Raw genomic sequence first — 18,054 nt, forward strand, 5'->3', positions numbered from 1 at the left:
TCTTTCGTGACGGTCCGTCGGTTTGTCTGGCGGGCCGTTTCGGTTGTTCGGGCTGGTGGTGGGCACGCTGATGGCCCGGCTGTCGCGTCGGGTGGGCGCCGGGTTCCACTGCTCCGGTCGGGGTGGTGCTGCTCGTAGGGACGGGAACTGGCTGGTCAGCCGGGGTTCGGGAGAGCTTCGAGCCGTGTCAGGGCGTTGGTGATCGCATTGGTCCAGGGCCAGTGGCGTGCGAATCTCAGGTGCCGGCGGCGGGCGGTGGTGACGATCTGCGCTGCGGCGGAGAACAGGCGGAGTCTCAGACGGCGGGGCTCCCACCTGCGGGTTTTCCCGGTCAGGGCGAGCATGGGCATCCATGCGAGGAGGTCGAGGGCGATCTGGACGATCTCCAGCCAGATCTGGTTCTGCGCGGTGTCGTGTAGGGGCAGGTTGCGCAGGCCGGTGGCGCGGGCGGCACGGATGCGGTCCTCGGCGCGTGCCCGCTGGCGGTGCCGCAGTTCGAGTGCAGCGATCGGAACGTCCGCCGTGTTGGCGGCGAACGCGGTCAGCCGTAGTCCATCGGCGTCGGTGATCCGCAACTGGGCTCCGGGGTGGGGCCGTTCCTTGCGGACGATCAGCCGCATCCCCTTCGGCCAGACCTTGAGGGCGTCGCCGGTGATCTCGGCGACCCAGGCCCCGTCCCGGATTTCACCTTCCGGTTCGACGGCGGGTGTCCACGCGGGGGGGCCTTCAAGGTGGCCTGGTGGATGGCGTCGGTGATGGTCATGCCGACCGAGTACGACAGCCACCTGCCCCGCTGGGCGAGCCAGGCGACGAACTCATGAGTGCCGCCGCCGGAGTCGGTACGGATCAGCGTCTGACGTCCGCGCCGGTACTTCGTCGGCAGCTGGGCCAGAGCGAGTCGGGCTGCGGTGATGTGGTCGGCGGCGGTGTTGCTGCCAGCGTTTCCCGGCCTGAGCAAGCCGGCCACCGGCTCCCCGGACCCGCCGCTTCCGTGATCGACGAAGGCCATCAGAGGGTGGTGGCCGAGGGTCTTCTTCCAGGTCGCGGTGGCGTCCTGCTTGTCGGAGTGGGCCAGCACGAGCACCCCGTCCAGGTCCACGATCACCTGCCCTGAGGCGTCCGGAGCCGCGTTCTTGGCGAGATTCCAGACGCGCTCGCGGGCCTCTGCCCGAGCGGCTCGTATCGCGGCCAGGGCCTTCGGTCCAGCAGTGGCGAGAGTGTCGATGAGTCGGGAGACCGTCGGGTCGGAGGCCACCGGCCCGAACAGGCCGGGTTCGGCCCGCAGCATGGCCACATCGGCGAGGCAGTCGCCGCCGAGCGCGACCGCGAGCGCGAGATCCAGCACTGTCTTGCCGGGATCGTGCACCGCGCGGGACTTCCGCCAGGATGCCAGTGCCGTCGATATGGCCTGATCCAGACCGGACTTGCGGACCGTCTCTACCAGCAGCACCGCCCCGGCCTGCGAGACCACCCCGCGACCGCCACCCTCAACGCGGACACGCGGGTACGACCCGATACGCTTCTTCACCTGGAAAGTGCCTCCGACAGGGGCGGGAACAAGGGCCTAGGCAATCCTCATTCTCGCTGGGCAGAGGCACTTTCTGCTGTCTCGATCACCTGCTGGACAGCCCACTTCGTGAAAGCGCGAGGCTAGAAACCACCCCCCGGGGTCGCGGCCTTGATCGCGGAGATGTCGAAGGTCAGCTTCACCTTGTCGCTGACCATCACGCCGCCGGTCTCCAGCGCCGCGTTCCAGGTCAGGCCCCAGTCGGAGCGCAGGATCTCGGCGCTGCCCTCGAAGCCGACGCGCTCGTTGCCGTAGACGTCGGTGGCGGAACCGTTGAAATCCAGGTCGATCGAGAGCGGGCGCGTGACGTCCTTGATGGTCAGGTCGCCGGTGATGCGGTACGCCTCGCCGCCCAGCTGCTCGGCCCGCGTGGAGCGGAAGGTCATGAGGGGGAACTTCTCGGCGTCGAAGAAGTCGCCGCTGACCAGGTGGCCGTCTCGGTCGGCGATGCCGGTGTCGACACTGGCGATCTTCACGTCGATGGCTGCGGTGGAGTTCGCCGGGTCGGTGCCGTCCAGGACCAGGGTGCCCTCGTGCTCACCGAAGGAGCCGCGCACATTGGTGACCATCGCGTGGCGCACCGTGAAGCCGATGCTGCTGTGCGCCGGGTCCAGGGTGTACGTGCCGGTCAGCGCGGCCAGCGCCGGGTCCACCGCGGGGGCTTCGGCGGCGACGGGGGCGGCGGTCGACTTGCGGGTGAACAGAGCCATGGCTCCTCCTCGGGGTGTCCTGCGGGGGCGGGATCGAACGGCTGCCGAAGATGTTGTTTAACCTTCAACGAGAATGACTCTAACGCCATCTAGTTCAAAGTTCAACCTTTATGCCTCCGGGATCTCCGGGATCTCCGGGGCTCACTCTTCGCGCCTAGGACCGGCGGCTGCTGAACCCCGGCGCAGGCGCGGGTGGCCCCCGCCGGGAGCCGACCGCCGGTCTCACGGGATCGGTTCGGCGTCCGGCCCCTCCTGTTCCAGCAGCTCCCGGGCGAAGTCCTCCCACTGCGCGTACCGGTCCGGATGCGCGGACCCCTGGACCGCCTGGCACACGTCGCCCGGGGCCATCGACTCCCAGTCGTCGATCTGGAGCAGCCCCGGATTGGCGCTGGGCGAAGGCAGCCCGTAGAAGGACTTGGACGCGGTCGGCACGTGGGTGATCTGGGCCGGAGTGCCCCAGCCCATGCTGGGACGCTGCTGGAAGACGCCGAGCGAGTCGTGGTCGACCGGGGAGGTGTAGTTGACGAACTTCGACTCCTGCATCGCCGTCATCAGGGCGATCACCTGGGCTTCCGCGGAGAGGGCCGCACCCTTCCCAACGCCGATGACCGTACGGGCATGGGCCAGTTGCTCCCGACCCAGGTCGGACGGGTCCGCGAAGGCCTCCCGCAGCTCGCTGTCCGGGGCCGCCTTGAGCAGATGGGCGGTGACCGTGCCCACCTCGCCGGTCGGAGGCAGCCCGTAACTCTGCTGGAAGTCCCGCAGGCCCTGAGCGCCAGGGGCCTGGGGGGCGGGTGACGGCGGCGGGGCGGGGTCCGCGTGTGCCGGGGCTGCCGCGGTGAGCAGGAATCCGGCGACGGTCACCGCGAGCATGCGGTGGAGGAGTAGGCTCTTCGGCCGATTCGTTCGCGTACGGACCTTTCCCGCACGGACCTCGACCGTACGGCCCCCTCGCGTACGGCCCCTTCCCGCACGGACCTCGCCCGTACGGCGCCCTCCCGCAGGAGCCTCTCCCGCACGGATCTCCCGCATACGGATCATTCGCATACGGAACCGTCCCGAGGTGCCGTCGCGAAGTCAAGAACGTCCCACACCGTGTCAATCAATGAGGTATCGACCAAAGGCCACTGCGACTGGACATGCGAGTGCCCCCGCCCGGACGGACAGGGGCACCGGGCCTGCGGGCCTGCGGGCCCGGCCCGTCAGGACCCCACGCTGAGCGTGAACCGGCGCGGGTTCCCGTCGTGTGCCGCGCCCGAGACGTCCGGCTCGCCGTCCGGGCGGACGTCGTCGTACGGGAAGGCGTAACCGATCGGGCTGTTCGCGTGGACCACCCGGGACCAGTGGTTGGTCACCGCCGCCCTGTAGTAGTCCGCCGTCGACGTGCCGTTCGGCTGGCTCGGGTGGCTCAGCATGATCGAGCGGTTGAATCCCGCCGCCAGCCGGGCCAGGATCGCCTTCTTGTCGTCGGAGTCGCCCGGGTTGTTGGTGAACGGGCCGTGGTTGCAGGTGAAGATGTCCTTCGACTCCGGCTTGGTGAACGTGTGGCCGCCCTCGAACGTGAGGACGTCCCCGCTCACCCGGCCCGCCCGCGAGCCCCGGCCGCCCTGGAGGTCGATGCGTAGGTCCTCGGAGCGGTACTTCGCCCACACCTCGTCGATCTGAGCGGCGAAGAGGTCCCGGAACGGCATCTCGGCCGGGCGGTCGAAGTACGGGGCCATGATGTTCTGCGGCGAGACGACCCGCAGGACGCTGCCGCCGTCGCCCCGGGTGATCAGCCTGTCCCAGGGCTGCCCGTCGGCGGCGGCCTGGGCGGTGAGGTCGTCGGCGATCCGCCGCACCGCGCCGTCCGGGAGCGGGGCCACCGTGTGCGTACCGTCGCCCTCCAGCGTGATGCCGATCGGCAGGGCGGTCACCAGGTCCACGTAGCTGATGTTGGAGTACAGCTGCTCCGTGTTGAACGTGAACTCGCAGAAGGACCAGGTGCGCCCGTGGTTCGGGTCCGAGGGCGTCGCGAAGGCGGGCTCCACCAGCGCGGGGCCCGGGTTGAGGTAGAAGTCCAGCTTGTCGTCGCGGGCGAAGTAGACCCGTGCCCCGTACATCCGCGGCAGGGTCAGCACGACCGGGCCCGCACCCGCGGACTTGAGCGGGATCGCGCAGTCGACGGGCAGGGGGGTCTGCGGGGCGCCGGGGGAGTCGGGTCGGTAGACCTCGCCGTTCGGCCGCAGCAGCAGCCAGCGGCCGGTGCCCAGCTCGTGGCCGGTGACGTACGCGTGCACCGTGCCCGGCAGCGACGTGTTCTCCAGCGCCAGTTCACAGGTCGCTGGGGCCGCGGAGGCGCGCGGGCCGAGAGCGGTTCCCCAGGCGGGGTAGGTCAGCGCCGAGGCCGTGGCGGCGGCGCCGGTCAGGAACATTCTGCGCGAAATCACGAGGGAGCTCCCTGGGTGTGTGGGGGCGCAGGCCGGGCGGTGTGTGGGGGAGAGAGGTGGGAGAGGTGGGGGGTGCCGGACCGTGGGGGTGCCTGCGGTGCGCACCACTCTCGCGAGGCCCGGGGCGAGCGTCAAGACTTGTGACTGAGAGCGCTCTCAGAAATTCAGGGTCTTCACAACTCGACGCCGGGAAGCGGCACTTGCCGGAACCGAGCGGGCGTGAAGCGTGGCCACCCGGAAGTGGCCCGGAACAAGAGGTGAACGAACTCCCGGTCCGGCCCGCCGGCTCCCCGCTCCGGCCCGCTCACCACCCACTTGGACTTACGCACCGGGGTTGTTGGACGGAGTCGGCCCCCGGAGCCGAAGTTCGTTGACGGTGTCCCGACACGGCGGCTACTCAGGGGCCATGTCGCCAAGATGCCCCTCCGTCGGCCTGGTCGCCGTCGCCTCAGCAGCCGTTCTGGCGCTCGTGGGGACCGCCCTCCCCGCCGCAGCCGCCGATCCGTCCCCCGCACCGGCCGGGGCTGCGAAGCCCAGCGGCTCCGCCACCATCGGCTCCCCCCAGCTCTCGGTCGCCGTCGGCGACGACTTCCCGCGCGTCCTCTCGTACACCGACAGGGCAAGTGGCAAGCGGCTCCTGGGCTCCACCCGGCCGGTCACCGCCGTCACCCTCAACGGCACGGCCCACCCGGTGAAGCTCAAGAGCGCGCCGAAGGTCACCGGCTCCGCCGCCCGCTACACCCTCGCCTTCGACGGGCTCCCGGGCGTCGAGATCGACGCCTCGCTGACCGTCTCCGGGCGGGCCGCCACGTTCAAGGTGACCGCCGTCCGGGACACCGCCGCCTTCCGGGTCGGCACGATCGGCATCCCGGGGCACGACCTCATCTCCGTCGGCTCCGCCGAGGCCGGGGCCGCCACCGCGTTCACCACGCTCGACCCGGACTCCACCCGGACCGCCGACCGGTTCGCGAAGGTCACCGGGCAGACACGCCCCGACGCCGCGCCCGTCGGGGCCAGTTACGCGATCCTCAACACCGGCTCGCTGGCCGCCGCGATCGAGTCCAACTCCTCGTACGACAAGCCCTCCGGCCCCACCGGCGGTGACGACGCCCGCTTCTGGCACCAGGCGCGCGCCGAGGAGGGCGGCGGCGTCCGGGTCGGCGTCTGGTCCGGACAGTGGACCTACCGGGGCGAGGGCGCGCCGAAGCCCGAGAGCGGCGAGAACCTGCCATGGGCCAAGGTCGTCATCACCCCGGACGCCAACGGCGACAAGACCGTCGACTGGCAGGACGGGGCCATCGCCTTCCGCTCCATCGGCGTCACCGCGCCCGGCAGCGAGGACACCGCGAAGCGGGTCGTGACCCACATCCCGTTCAACTTCGCCAGCCAGGCCACGCACCCCTTCCTGCGCACCCTCGACGACGTCAAGCGGATCTCCAAGGCCACCGACGGCCTCGGCCAGCTCGCCGTCCTCAAGGGGTACGGCTCCGAGGGCCACGACTCCGCCCACCCGGACTACGGAGGCAACTACAACAAGCGGGCGGGCGGGCTGAAGGACCTCAACACCCTGCTCAGGAAAGGCGAGAAGTGGGGTGCCACCTTCGGCGTCCACGTCAACGCCACCGAGTCCTACCCGGAGGCCAACGCCTTCAGCGAGCAGCTCGTCGACAAGACCAAGCCCGGCTGGAACTGGCTCAACCAGAGCTACTACATCGACCAGCGCCGCGACATCAACAGCGGGGACCTGGAGAAGCGCTTCCAGCAGCTGCGCGACGAGACCGACCGGAACCTCAGCTTCCTCTACATCGACGTCTACTACTCCCACGGCTGGATCGCCGACAAGACCATCCAGTCCGTGCAGAAGCAGGGCTGGACCGTCGGTACCGAGTGGTCCGACAAGTTCGAGCGCGCCTCGCTCTGGTCGCACTGGGCCAACGACCTCAACTACGGCGGGGCCACCAACAAGGGCCTGAACTCGCAGATCATCCGGTTCATCCGCAACGGTGAGAAGGACATCTGGAACGATCACCCGGTCCTCGGCCAGAGCGCCCTGGAGGACTTCGAGGGCTGGACCGGCGAGACCGACTGGAACGCCTTCACCGCCAACATCTGGCAGAAGAACCTGCCCGCGAAGTACCTTCAGCAGCAGAGGATCACCCGCTGGGACGGCGACGACATCACCTTCACCGGCGGGGTGCGCGGCACGGTCGAGGACGGGAAGCGGACCTTCTACGAGCAGGGCCGCAAGGTGCTCAGCGGCACCGGCTACCTGCTGCCGTGGGACGCGGGCAAGAAGCTCTACCACTACAGCGAGACCGGCGGCACCAGCAGCTGGGAGGTGCCCGGCAAGGGGCCGTACACCGTCTATGAACTGAGCGACAACGGCCGCGAGAAGGTCGCCACCGTCCGTCCGGTGAACGGGAAGATCACGCTCACCGCCACCGCCGGGCAGCCGTACGTCCTCTACCACGCCCGTGCCCCGAAGGAAGCCGCCGCCGACTGGGGGCAGGGCACGCACCTGAAGGACCCCGGCTTCAACGACCGTGCCCTGAAAGGCTGGAAGAAGACCGGCACCGCCGTACGGCACACCGACGAGCAGGGGCGCAACAGCGCCGCCCTCTCCGGCCCCGCCCAGGCCGCCCTCTCCCAGACCGTCACAGGCCTCAAGCCCGGCAAGCGCTACACCGCCTCCGCCCTCATCGAGGTCGAGCCGGGCAGGACCCGGCGTACGGTGCTGAGCGCGGGCGGGACGTCGGTCGCCGTCGACCGTTCCACGGTGAAGGACCACGTCGCCGCATCCGACTGGCACGGCACCTACTTCCAGCGCGCCAAGGTCAACTTCACCGCCCCCGCGAACGGCCGCACCACCCTGCGGATCGCGGCGGCCGCGGGCAGCGGGGCGAGGGTCCGCGCCGATGACGTACGGATCGTGCAGAACGCCCCCGCGACCCGGCCCGGCACGGTGGTGTACGAGGACTTCGAGGCGGTCGACCAGGGCTGGGGCCCCTTCCTCAAGGGCGACGCGGGCGGCTCCACCGACCCCCGCACCAGCATCTCCCAGCTCCACGCCCCGTACACCCAGTCCGGCTGGAACGGGAAGCTGATCGACGACGTGCTCGGGGGCGGAGAGTCCCTGAAGTCCCATGAGGAGAACACCGGGCTGGTCCACCGGACCGCCCCCTGGACCGTCCCCATGAAGGACGGCCACCGTTACAAGGTGGAGTTCGCCTACCAGTCCAGCCACGCCGGGGCCTACAGCTGGGTCGACGGCTACGACCGGGTCGCGGGCGGCAGGGCCACCTCCACGGAGACCCGCTCCACCCCCATCGGACAGCAGCGCACCACCGGCCACTTCAGCCGGACGCTCACCGCGGGCTGCGGCGACACCTGGACCGGGCTGCGCAAGAGGGCCGGAGCACCCGAGGGCGCGGACTTCGTGCTCGACGACTTCACCGTCACCGACCTGGGCCCGGCCCCCGCGGGGCAGGAGGCCGTCTGCGGCACGCTCGACGTGGCCGCCGACGCGGAGACCCTGGAGCCGGGGGCCGCGAACACGGTCAAGGCGACCTTCGGCAACGACGAGGCGACGGCCGCCACGGGCGTGCGGCTCGCGCTGACCGTGCCCGAGGGGTGGCGGGCCGAGCCTGCGGGCCCGGTCGCCTTCGACACGGTCGCCCCGGGCGCGAAGGTCACCGGCAGCTGGCGGGTCACCCCGCCGGCCGACGCCCCCTACGCGACGTACCAGCTGGAGGCGAAGGTCACGTACGCCGTCGAGGGCGCCGGGCGCACGCTCGGCGCGGGGACCTCCGTCCGCACCCTCCCGCCGCCGCCCACCGAGGACAGCTGGGCCAGTGACCTCGACTGGACGGCCTCGCGGAACGGCTGGGGGCCCGTCGAGCGCGACCTGTCCAACGGGGAGACCGGCACCGGTGACGGGGGCCCACTGAAGATCGGCGGGGTCGCGTACGCCAAGGGGCTGGGCACCCACGCCCCGGCGAAGATCCGCTACTACCTGGGCGGGAAGTGCGCCTCCTTCACCGCCGAGGTGGGCGTGGACGACGTCCAGGCCACCCGGGGGAGTGTGCGGTTCTCGGTCACCGCCGACGGTACGGAGAGGGTGAAGTCGCCGGTGCTGGGTGCCGCCGATCCGGCCTGGCAGCTCGCCGCCGACATCACCGGCGCGAAGTACGTCGAACTGATCGTCGACGACGCCGGTGACGGCAACGGCAACGACCACGCCGACTGGGGCAACGCCCGTTTCCACTGCGGAAGTTGACGCAGAGGGGCGATACGGGGAGGGGCGGCGCCGGAACCGGAGCCGCCCCTTCGGCCTTTCGCCCCGGAGCGCTGGGCCATACTGGGGGGAGCTCGGCGGCCCCCTCTGTGCCGTGTGGCCCACCGCACACCTTCCCTTTGTGGGGTCTCTACAATGCAAGGCGGCGTTTCGCTGGTGGATCGCCTGCATGGTGCAACGGTTCTGTCCACTCCCACCACGAAACCGGGCGGGAGACTGTACGGAGTCGACGGCACGATTTCTGGGTCCGGGTTCGTAGGGTCAGTACATGACCGTTGTGGACGAAACCCAGGGTGAGCCGAGCGACGCCCGAGGCCGGGTGGCCGAACTGCTGGCCCTGCGCGAGCAGGCACGGCGCGGACCGAGCGAGCGGGCGACCGAGGCGCAGCACGCCAAGGGCAAGCTGACCGCGCGGGAGCGGATCGAGCTGCTGCTGGACCCGGGCTCGTTCAAGGAGGTCGAGCAGCTGCGCAGGCACCGGGCCACCGGGTTCGGCCTGGAGGCCAAGAAGCCGTACACCGACGGTGTCATCACGGGCTGGGGCACGGTCGAGGGCCGCACGGTCTTCGTGTACGCGCACGACTTCCGGATCTTCGGCGGGGCGCTCGGCGAAGCGCACGCCACGAAGATCCACAAGATCATGGACATGGCCATCTCGGCCGGCGCACCGCTGGTCTCCCTCAACGACGGCGCGGGCGCCCGCATCCAGGAGGGCGTCAGCGCGCTCGCCGGGTACGGCGGCATCTTCCAGCGCAACACGCGCGCCTCGGGCGTCATCCCGCAGATCTCGGTGATGCTCGGCCCGTGCGCCGGTGGCGCGGCCTACAGCCCGGCGCTGACCGACTTCGTCTTCATGGTCCGCGAGACCTCCCAGATGTTCATCACCGGACCGGACGTCGTGAAGGCGGTCACCGGCGAGGAGATCACCCAGAACGGCCTCGGCGGCGCGGACGTGCACGCCGAGACCTCGGGCGTCGCGCACTTCGCGTACGACGACGAGGAGACCTGCATCGCGGAGGTCCGCTACCTCATCGGGATGCTCCCCTCCAACAACCGCGAGAACCCGCCGACCGTCGACAGCGACGACCCCGCCGACCGGCGCAGCGACGTCCTGCTGGACCTGGTCCCGGCCGACGGCAACCGCCCGTACGACATGCACCAGGTCATCGAGGAGCTCGTCGACGACGGCGACTACCTGGAGATCCACGAGCGCTGGGCCCGCAACATCATCTGCGCGATGGCCCGCCTCGACGGCCAGGTCGTCGGCATCGTCGCCAACCAGCCGCAGGCGCTGGCGGGGGTCCTGGACATCGAGGCCTCCGAGAAGGCCGCCCGCTTCGTCCAGATGTGCGACGCGTTCAACATCCCGATCATCACCCTTCTGGACGTCCCCGGCTTCCTTCCCGGAGTCGACCAGGAGCACGGTGGGATCATCCGCCACGGCGCGAAGCTGCTCTATGCCTACTGCAACGCCACCGTGCCGCGGATCTCGCTGATCCTGCGGAAGGCCTACGGAGGCGCGTACATCGTCATGGACAGCCAGTCCATCGGGGCCGACCTCACCTACGCCTGGCCCACCAACGAGATCGCGGTGATGGGCGCCGAGGGCGCCGCCAACGTCATCTTCCGCCGGCAGATCGCGGACGCGGAGGACCCCGAGGCCATGCGCGCCCGCATGGTCAAGGAGTACAAGTCCGAGCTGATGCACCCCTATTACGCGGCCGAGCGCGGCCTGGTCGACGACGTCATCGACCCCGCCGAGACCCGCGAGGTGCTCATCGCCTCGCTCGCGATGCTCCGCAACAAGCACGCCGACCTGCCGTCCCGCAAGCACGGCAACCCCCCGCAGTAGTCACCGCCGCCGCGGCGCGATCCGCCGCCCGGTCCACGACCATCTGCCGAGAAGACGGAGACACCCCACCATGAGCCTCACTTCCGCCGAGTCCGTCCTGCGCGTCGAGAAGGGGTACGCCGACCCCGAGGAGCTGGCCGCCATCACCGCCGTCCTGATGGCCCGCGCCGCCGCCCAGCCCGCCGCCCCCGCCCGCCGCGGCCGCGACACCGCGGGCTGGCGCCGCCTGGAGCGCACGCCGGGCTTCCGCGCTCCGCACAGCTGGCAGGGCTGACGCCAGCCGCCCCGGCGTTCCCAGGGTCACGAAGAAGGGCCCCGCACTCCTCTCAGGAGTGCGGGGCCCTTCTCGGTGCCGGAGGGGGCTGCTCAACGCAGGCGTGCCATCAGGGCGTGCTCGACCAGTGTGATGAGCGCGCTCTTGGCGTCGGCGCGGTGCCGGGCGTCCGTCGTCAGGATCGGCGTGTCCGGGCCGATCTGGAGTGCTTCGCGTACCTCGTCGGGAGTGTAGGGCTGGTGTCCGTCGAACCCGTTGAGGGCGATGACGAAGGGCAGGCCGCTGTTCTCGAAGTAGTCGACGGCGGGGAAGCAGTCGGCGAGGCGGCGGGTGTCGACGAGGACGACGGCGCCGATGGCGCCGCGGACCAGGTCGTCCCACATGAACCAGAAACGGTCCTGACCGGGCGTACCGAACAGGTACAGGATCAGGTCCTGGTCCAGGGTGATACGCCCGAAGTCCATGGCCACCGTCGTGGTGGTCTTGTCCCCGGTGTGGGTCAGATCGTCGATGCCCGCCGAGGCGGACGTCATCACGGCTTCGGTGCGCAGCGGGTTGATCTCCGAGACGGCACCGACAAACGTGGTCTTACCCACGCCGAAGCCCCCTGCCACCACGATCTTCGCCGAGGTAGTGGAGCGGGCCGCTCCGCCGCTAGAGCTTGCGAAGTCCACTGAGCACCCTTTCGAGCAGTGTCACATCTGGCTGGCCGCCGGCGGCCTCGTCGCCGCCGGGCTGATGGATAGCGACGAGTCCGGCCTCGGCCAGGTCGGCGACGAGGATCCGGGCAACGCCGAGGGGGATCGAGAGAAGGGCCGAGATCTCGGCGACCGACTTGATCTCGATGCAGAGCCGGCAGATCCGCTGGTGCTCGGGCAACTGCCCTTGCAGCCGGGTCGGATCGGCCGTCGTGCTGACCAGCGCCTCGATGGCGAGCTGGTAACGCGGTCGGGTCCGGCCGCCGGTCATGGCGTACGGGCGGACGAGCGGGTTGTGCGCGGCGGGCTTGGCGGCCTTGGGGGCCTGCCGCTGAACGCGGGGCTGCTGCTGGGGTGCGTCATATCGCTGGGGCTGCTGCGGCTGCTGAGGCCAGCCCGACCCCGGCTGCTGCTGCGGCCACTCGGACCCCTGCGCGCCGTGAGCGCCCTGCGGCTGCTGATATGGCTGATACTGCCCGGGGCCCTGCCCGCCGGGCGCGCCGGGGAAGCCGAAACGGTTGTCACCGTGCTCACCCGGAACCCGCTGCTCACCGTCGTATGGGTGTCCGCCTGTGGGTGCTGCCACGTTTCCTCCTCCGACTGCCGGTCGCCGATCCCAGTGGGGCCGCGCCACCGCACCTTATGGCGCGGTGGCGAGAAACGCACTGCCTGTCTACTAGTTAAGAAGACTTCCCTGGAGCTCGGCACGGAGGTCCGGGGTCAGGACACTGCCCGCGCGGTCGACCAGAAGTGCCATTTCGTACCCAACCAGACCGATATCGGCGTCCGGGTGGGCGAGAACGGCCAGCGAAGATCCGTCGGAGATGGACATGATGAAGAGGAATCCTCGCTCCATCTCCACAACTGTCTGGTTCACGGCGCCGCCCTCGAAGATCCGCGAGGCACCCGCGGTCAGCGACGTCAGACCGGAGGCGACGGCCGCCAGCTGGTCGGCGCGGTCACGCGGGAATCCTTCGGACATCGCCAGCAGGAGTCCGTCGGCGGAGACCACCACCGTGTGGGACACCCCGGGGGTGTTGTCCACGAAGTTGGTGATCAACCAGTTGAGATTCTGCGCCGCCTGGCTCATCGGGCTCACACTAACGCTCCTGGTTGTAGGTATTACTGGTGTCCGACCCCGCGCTGCGTCCCTGCTGGATTCCCCGCCGCAGGTTGCTCAACCTGCCGCGGACGTCCTCGGGTGCGCGGGAGACCTGTGGGCCGCCCTGCTGGGTCTGCTCCGCCGTGCCCTCGACCAGGTTGGCCTTGGGTACGCGCCGGGGGAGACCGGAGGGGGTTATTCCGCCCGCCTTCGGCTCACGGAGCTTCTCGGCTCGCTCCCAGCGCTCGTCGTTCGCCGAGCGCCAGTCGTCGGTGCCGTTCCCGTCCGTCTGCGGTGCCTGCCGCTGTTCCTGCTGCGGAGTCGGAGCGGGCTGGTCGTTGCCACGGCCACCGGGGCCGGGCTGCCAGTGCTGCTGACCGCCGCGGCGCGGCAGACCGGCTTCGGTCAGCTCGGGGCCGACGTTCGGGGTGGATCCCGGACGGTCGAAGCCTACGCGCTCCGAAGGCTCCGCGGGAGCGCTCGGAACAGATTCCGATTCGGCCGGAGCGGTCGGCTCAAAGGTGTTCTGGAAACCGCTCTGAACAGGCCAATCGTCCTGGTGGGACTGGTCTGCCGAAGCGGTGTACGGGTCGGAGTACTGACCCTGGGGGGCGTCCTGCGTGGCATATGCCGATTCCGGATAGCCGTCGTAGCCGTCCTGCTGTCGCGGCTGAGGATGCGGGTGCCCCTGCTGCTGCGGGTAGCCGTCCTCGCCGTCGTGCTGCTGCTCGTAGGGCGCCGGGTAGGCCTCCTGCTGCGGCTGCTGCCCGTACTGGTTCTGCCCGTACTGGTCCTGGCCGTACTGCTCGTCGGCGTAACCCTGCTGACCGCCGTACTGGTCCTGCCCGGCGTACGCCTCCGGCGCGTAACCCTGCTGTTCCTGGGTGTTGTCCCCGAACGCGTCGTTGCCGCCGGCCTGGGCCTCCAGCGCCGCCCTGCGCTCCTCGCGCATCAGCGAGCGCCCGACCGGGTCCAGCTGCGCCGGATCCGCCGGAACCTCGTAGCGCGAGTCGTCGAAGCCCAGCTCCGCGGCGGTACGCATCGGAGCCTGCTGCTGCTGGGACGGCTCGAAGGCGTGCTGCTGCTCGGGGATGATCGAGGAGACGGTGAAGTCGTCCTGGCCGTCGAGGGGTTCGCCACCGCCACCGTGGGTGATGGCGTCCGGCAGCATGACCAGCGAGGTGGTTCCGGCCTGCTCGCCCGAGGGGCGCAGCTGGACCCGGATCCCGTGCCGGTCGGCCAGTCGGCCGACCACGAACAGGCCCATGCGCTGCGACACCGCGGCGTCGACGGTCGGCGGGTTGGCCAGCTTGTGGTTGATGTCGGCGAAGTCCTCGGCGGTGAGGCCGATGCCCTTGTCGTGGATCTCGACCATGACGCGGCCGTCGGGCAGCCGGGTCGCGGTGACCCTGACCTTGGTCTGCGGGGAGGAGAACGTCGTGGCGTTCTCCAGCAGCTCGGCCAGCAGGTGCACGAGGTCGGTGACGGCCTGGCCGTGGATCTCGGCCTCCGGTACCCCGGACAGCTCGATGCGCTCGTAGGACTCCACCTCGGAGGAGGCGGCGCGCAGCACGTCCACCAGCGGAACCGGCTGGTCCCAGCGGCGGCCGGGCTCCTCGCCCGCGAGGATGAGGAGGTTCTCGCCGTTGCGGCGCATACGGGTGGCCAGGTGGTCCAGCTTGAAGAGGCTCTCCAGCTGGTCCGGGTCCGCCTCGTTGTTCTCCAGGTCGGTGATCAGGGTCAGCTGGCCCTCGATCAGGGACTGGCTGCGGCGCGAGAGGTTGGTGAAGATCGCGTTGACGTTCCCCCGCAGCATGGCCTGCTCGGCGGCGAGCCGGACGGCCTCGCGGTGGACCTGGTCGAAGGCGCGGGCGACCTCGCCGATCTCGTCCTGCGTGGTGATCGGGATCGGCTGCACCCGGGTGTCGACCCGGCCCGGGTCGGTGCGCGAGAGCTGGTCGACCAGGGAGGGCAGCCGCTGCTCGGCGATGCCGAAGGCGGCGGTTCGCAGCTGGCGCATCGAGCGGCTCATCTGGCGGGCCATGAGCCCGGCCAGGATGAAGGCGGCCAGCAGCGCGATGACGACGATGAGGCCGTTGACGATGGCGTCGGTCTTGGCGTCGGAGGAGATGTTCGCCGCCTCCCTCACCGCCTTGCCCACGAGCTCGTCCTCGACGGTGGCGTACCCCTCGAACTTGGCGGTGGCGGCGGCCATCCAGGTCTCGGGCGTGATGCCCTTCGCGGCCAGCTCCTCGGGGTCCTGACCCTTGCCGATCTCCTGGGCCATGCCGTCGAAGACCGAGCCGTCGATGCTGGGCGGGGCCACGAACGGCTCGCCCGCGGCCTCGGCCTGATCCTTGGCGGCCTTGATCTGGCGGGCGCCCTCGGCGGCCTTGCCGGACATGACCTGCTTCAGCCGGTCCACGTCGGCCTGGGTGCCGCCGGAGTTGAACTCGCCGAGCGCGATCTGCTCCAGGTAGTTGTACGAGCCGAAGGCCTTGACCTGCTCGTTGTAGGTGCCGGGCTTCTTGCTCGGGCGCACCAGCAGGTGCGTGCCGATCGAGCGCTGAAGCGATTCTGCGGCCTTGGCCAGCTCGATCGCGTAGACGGTACGGCCGTAGCTGGTGACGTTGCCGGTGCCGAGGCCGAGCTCGTTGGCGAACTGCATCAGCGAGTGCTGGACCTGTGTGTAGCCCTCTTCGGTCTTCACGGGGTCCAGGGCCTGCGAGTAGGCGACCTTGCGCAGCTCGGGGAGCTTGGGCTCCTCGGCCTTGAAGAGCTGAAGGCGGCGCTCCAGGCCCGCCTTCGCGGGCATCTGCTCCACCGCCGCGTCGAACTTCTTCGCGGCCTCGTCCGTGGTAGCGCGGGCCTCCTCGACCACTTCGGCGTCCCGGTCGCCCGAGAGCAGCGGCTGGGCGGTGAGGTCACGCTCGTTGAGCAGGGCCTGTCCGTAGCCGGACGCGGCGCGCACGACGACCGCGATCTTCTCGGCCTCCTGCGCCTCGCTCCAGGTGTCGATGGACCCCTTCACCTCGAAGCCGCCCATGACCAGGCCGACCAGCACCGGGATCAGGAGGATGGCGTTCAGCCGGGTGGCCACCCGCCAGTTGCGCGGGGCCATCGGGCTGGTACTGCCACCGGCCGGTTCCGTCGCGGGCACATCGGCAGGTGACGCCCCAGCGCGCGACGGCGGGGTGAAGTTGCCCCGCTCGGGCTGCGCCGCGGAGCCCTCGTTGCTTCGCCTCACTCGACCAACAACCTCTCGGCGTCGGCACCTACGTTGTGCCGGATGATTCGTTCAGGGCCGTACTACTCGGGAGTTCGTCGAATTGCAGCACGGGTACGGGCCCCGTTCCAAACACTCGGAATCGTCGATTCCGAGTGGCCCAGGCCTCAGATAAAACGGGCATAAAGAGCGAGCCCCGTCAAAAGGCGGGGCTCATGTGAGCGCAGTGGCACCGAATGGATGCATCGGGTGGCGGTGCGCAATCAATTCTCTGTCGAAACGTTATGAACGCGGGGGCGGATCGTGTCAAACGACACAGGCCGCCCCCGCGTGACTACGGCAACTTCCGTATGCCGATAACGACTTACGCCTGGTTGACCTGCTACTTCAGGCGTGCCATCAGGGCATGCTCGACCAGCGTGATCAGGCCACTCTTGGCGTCCGCGCGGTGCCGGGCGTCCGTCGTGATGATGGGCGCGTCGGGGCCGATCTGGAGTGCTTCGCGTACTTCGTCGGGGGTGTAGGGCTGGTGTCCGTCGAAGCCGTTGAGGGCGATGACGAAGGGCAGGCCGCTGTTCTCGAAGTAGTCGACGGCGGGGAAGCAGTCGGCGAGGCGGCGGGTGTCGACGAGGACGACGGCGCCGATGGCGCCGCGGACCAGGTCGTCCCACATGAACCAGAAACGGTCCTGACCGGGCGTGCCGAACAGGTACAGGATCAGGTCCTGGTCGAGCGTGATGCGGCCGAAGTCCATGGCGACGGTGGTCGTCGTCTTGTCCCCGGTGTGGGTCAGATCGTCGATGCCCGCCGAGGCGGACGTCATGACGGCTTCGGTGCGCAGCGGGTTGATCTCCGAGACGGCACCGACGAACGTGGTCTTGCCCACGCCGAAGCCGCCCGCCACCACGATCTTCGCCGAGGTGGTGGCGCGGCCCGTACCGCCGCTAGAGCTTGCGAAGTCCACTGAGCACCCTTTCGAGCAGTGTCACATCCGGCGCGCCGCCGGTCTCTCCGTTGCCCGGCTGGTGAATGGCCACCATGCCGGCTTCCGCCAGGTCCGCCACCAGGATCCGGGCGACGCCGAGTGGCATCGACAGCAGCGCCGATACCTCCGCCACCGACTTGACCTCACGGCAGAGGTGGCAGATCCGCTGGTGCTCGGGGAGCAGGGTCCCCAGGTGCGCCGGGTCTGCCGTCGTGCTGACCAGCGCCTCTATCGCGAGCTGGTAGCGCGGCCGGGTGCGGCCGCCGGTCATGGCATAAGGGCGAACCAGCGGCTGGTCGCCTTCCCCGTCGTACGACGCGTGGTGCAGTGCGCCGTACGGATCGGGTGAGGCGGGTGGCGGGGTCATGAATCCTCCGGGCGTGACAGCAGGTTCTCGGCTTGCCGTCTGCAAGGGGCCGGTGGGGGGACTGAAGCGGCCCGTCGGGTGAGGGTTGTGGGCATTACCTGGGGGGATCGTGTCGTGAATCCGCTGGAAGGCTGCCTAGTGGAGCAGACTGCCTTGGAGCTCGGCGCGGAGGTCGGGCGTGAGGACGGTGCCCGCACGGTCGACAAGGAGGGCCATTTCGTACCCGACCAGACCGATGTCGGCGTCCGGGTGGGCGAGAACGGCCAGTGAGGAACCGTCGGAGATGGACATGAGGAAGAGGAATCCCCGCTCCATCTCCACAACTGTCTGACTCACGGCGCCGCCCTCGAAGATCCGGGACGCGCCGGCGGTCAGCGACGTCAGCCCGGACGCCACGGCGGCGAGCTGGTCGGCGCGATCGCGCGGGAATCCTTCGGACATCGCCAGCAGCAGGCCATCGGCGGAGACCACCACCGTGTGGGACACCCCTGGGGTGTTGTCCACGAAGTTGGTGATCAGCCAGTTCAGATTCTGTGCGGCCTGACTCATC

General features: G+C 69.8%; 13 protein-coding genes and 1 pseudogene. 3 read left to right on the forward strand and 11 right to left on the reverse strand.

Features of this window, described 5'->3' with window-relative positions; genetic code table 11:
- Nucleotides 1–155: 155 nt before the first annotated feature.
- The 4 genes and pseudogenes from RI138_RS24930 to RI138_RS24945 all read right to left on the reverse strand — a co-directional run bounded on the left by RI138_RS24930 (nucleotide 156) and on the right by RI138_RS24945 (nucleotide 4,691).
- A pseudogene (locus RI138_RS24930) lies at nucleotides 156–1,528 on the reverse strand (IS1380 family transposase).
- Nucleotides 1,529–1,650: 122 nt separating this feature from the next.
- Nucleotides 1,651–2,277, reverse strand: a complete 627-nt coding sequence (locus tag RI138_RS24935; RefSeq protein WP_311121701.1) for a YceI family protein — start codon at nucleotides 2,275–2,277, stop codon at nucleotides 1,651–1,653.
- A 222-nt stretch (nucleotides 2,278–2,499) separates the two neighbouring features.
- Nucleotides 2,500–3,150: a peptidoglycan-binding domain-containing protein gene (locus RI138_RS24940; RefSeq protein WP_311121702.1), complete on the reverse strand. Its 651-nt coding sequence runs from the start codon at nucleotides 3,148–3,150 to the stop codon at nucleotides 2,500–2,502.
- A 329-nt stretch (nucleotides 3,151–3,479) separates the two neighbouring features.
- A complete protein-coding gene (locus RI138_RS24945) occupies nucleotides 3,480–4,691 on the reverse strand; it encodes a glycoside hydrolase family 64 protein (protein ID WP_311123003.1) in 1,212 nt (403 codons plus the stop codon).
- Nucleotides 4,692–5,112: 421 nt separating this feature from the next.
- Between RI138_RS24945 and RI138_RS24950 the strand changes: the two genes are divergently transcribed.
- The 3 genes from RI138_RS24950 to RI138_RS24960 all read left to right on the forward strand — a co-directional run bounded on the left by RI138_RS24950 (nucleotide 5,113) and on the right by RI138_RS24960 (nucleotide 11,126).
- Complete coding sequence (locus RI138_RS24950; RefSeq protein ID WP_311121703.1) at nucleotides 5,113–8,982, forward strand: endo-alpha-N-acetylgalactosaminidase family protein; 3,870 nt, start codon at nucleotides 5,113–5,115, stop codon at nucleotides 8,980–8,982.
- 286 nt (nucleotides 8,983–9,268) lie between these two features.
- Entirely contained in the window at nucleotides 9,269–10,852 is a 1,584-nt protein-coding gene (locus RI138_RS24955) for an acyl-CoA carboxylase subunit beta (RefSeq protein WP_096626725.1), read from the forward strand.
- A 70-nt stretch (nucleotides 10,853–10,922) separates the two neighbouring features.
- Complete coding sequence (locus RI138_RS24960; RefSeq protein WP_096626726.1) at nucleotides 10,923–11,126, forward strand: acyl-CoA carboxylase subunit epsilon; 204 nt, start codon at nucleotides 10,923–10,925, stop codon at nucleotides 11,124–11,126.
- A 92-nt stretch (nucleotides 11,127–11,218) separates the two neighbouring features.
- Here the strand turns inward: RI138_RS24960 and RI138_RS24965 are convergent, their stop codons facing one another.
- The 7 genes from RI138_RS24965 to RI138_RS24995 form a co-directional block, all read right to left on the reverse strand.
- Nucleotides 11,219–11,800: a GTP-binding protein gene (locus tag RI138_RS24965; RefSeq protein WP_014048542.1), complete on the reverse strand. Its 582-nt coding sequence runs from the start codon at nucleotides 11,798–11,800 to the stop codon at nucleotides 11,219–11,221.
- Nucleotides 11,781–12,410, reverse strand: a complete 630-nt coding sequence (locus RI138_RS24970) for a DUF742 domain-containing protein (protein WP_096633089.1) — start codon at nucleotides 12,408–12,410, stop codon at nucleotides 11,781–11,783. The genes RI138_RS24965 and RI138_RS24970 overlap by 20 nt, the downstream gene beginning before the upstream one ends.
- A 90-nt stretch (nucleotides 12,411–12,500) precedes the next feature.
- Complete coding sequence (locus RI138_RS24975) at nucleotides 12,501–12,914, reverse strand: roadblock/LC7 domain-containing protein (protein WP_006127847.1); 414 nt, start codon at nucleotides 12,912–12,914, stop codon at nucleotides 12,501–12,503.
- Nucleotides 12,915–12,924: 10 nt separating this feature from the next.
- Complete coding sequence (locus RI138_RS24980; protein WP_311121704.1) at nucleotides 12,925–16,173, reverse strand: sensor histidine kinase; 3,249 nt, start codon at nucleotides 16,171–16,173, stop codon at nucleotides 12,925–12,927.
- 361 nt (nucleotides 16,174–16,534) lie between these two features.
- Nucleotides 16,535–17,116: a GTP-binding protein gene (locus RI138_RS24985; protein ID WP_003966011.1), complete on the reverse strand. Its 582-nt coding sequence runs from the start codon at nucleotides 17,114–17,116 to the stop codon at nucleotides 16,535–16,537.
- A complete protein-coding gene (locus RI138_RS24990) occupies nucleotides 17,097–17,504 on the reverse strand; it encodes a DUF742 domain-containing protein (RefSeq protein WP_072487285.1) in 408 nt (135 codons plus the stop codon). The genes RI138_RS24985 and RI138_RS24990 overlap by 20 nt, the downstream gene beginning before the upstream one ends.
- Nucleotides 17,505–17,639: 135 nt before the next feature.
- Complete coding sequence (locus RI138_RS24995) at nucleotides 17,640–18,053, reverse strand: roadblock/LC7 domain-containing protein (RefSeq protein ID WP_006127850.1); 414 nt, start codon at nucleotides 18,051–18,053, stop codon at nucleotides 17,640–17,642.
- Nucleotide 18,054: the final 1 nt, after the last annotated feature.

Origin of the sequence: Streptomyces durocortorensis (assembly GCF_031760065.1) — a bacterium.
Taxonomy (GTDB): domain Bacteria; phylum Actinomycetota; class Actinomycetes; order Streptomycetales; family Streptomycetaceae; genus Streptomyces.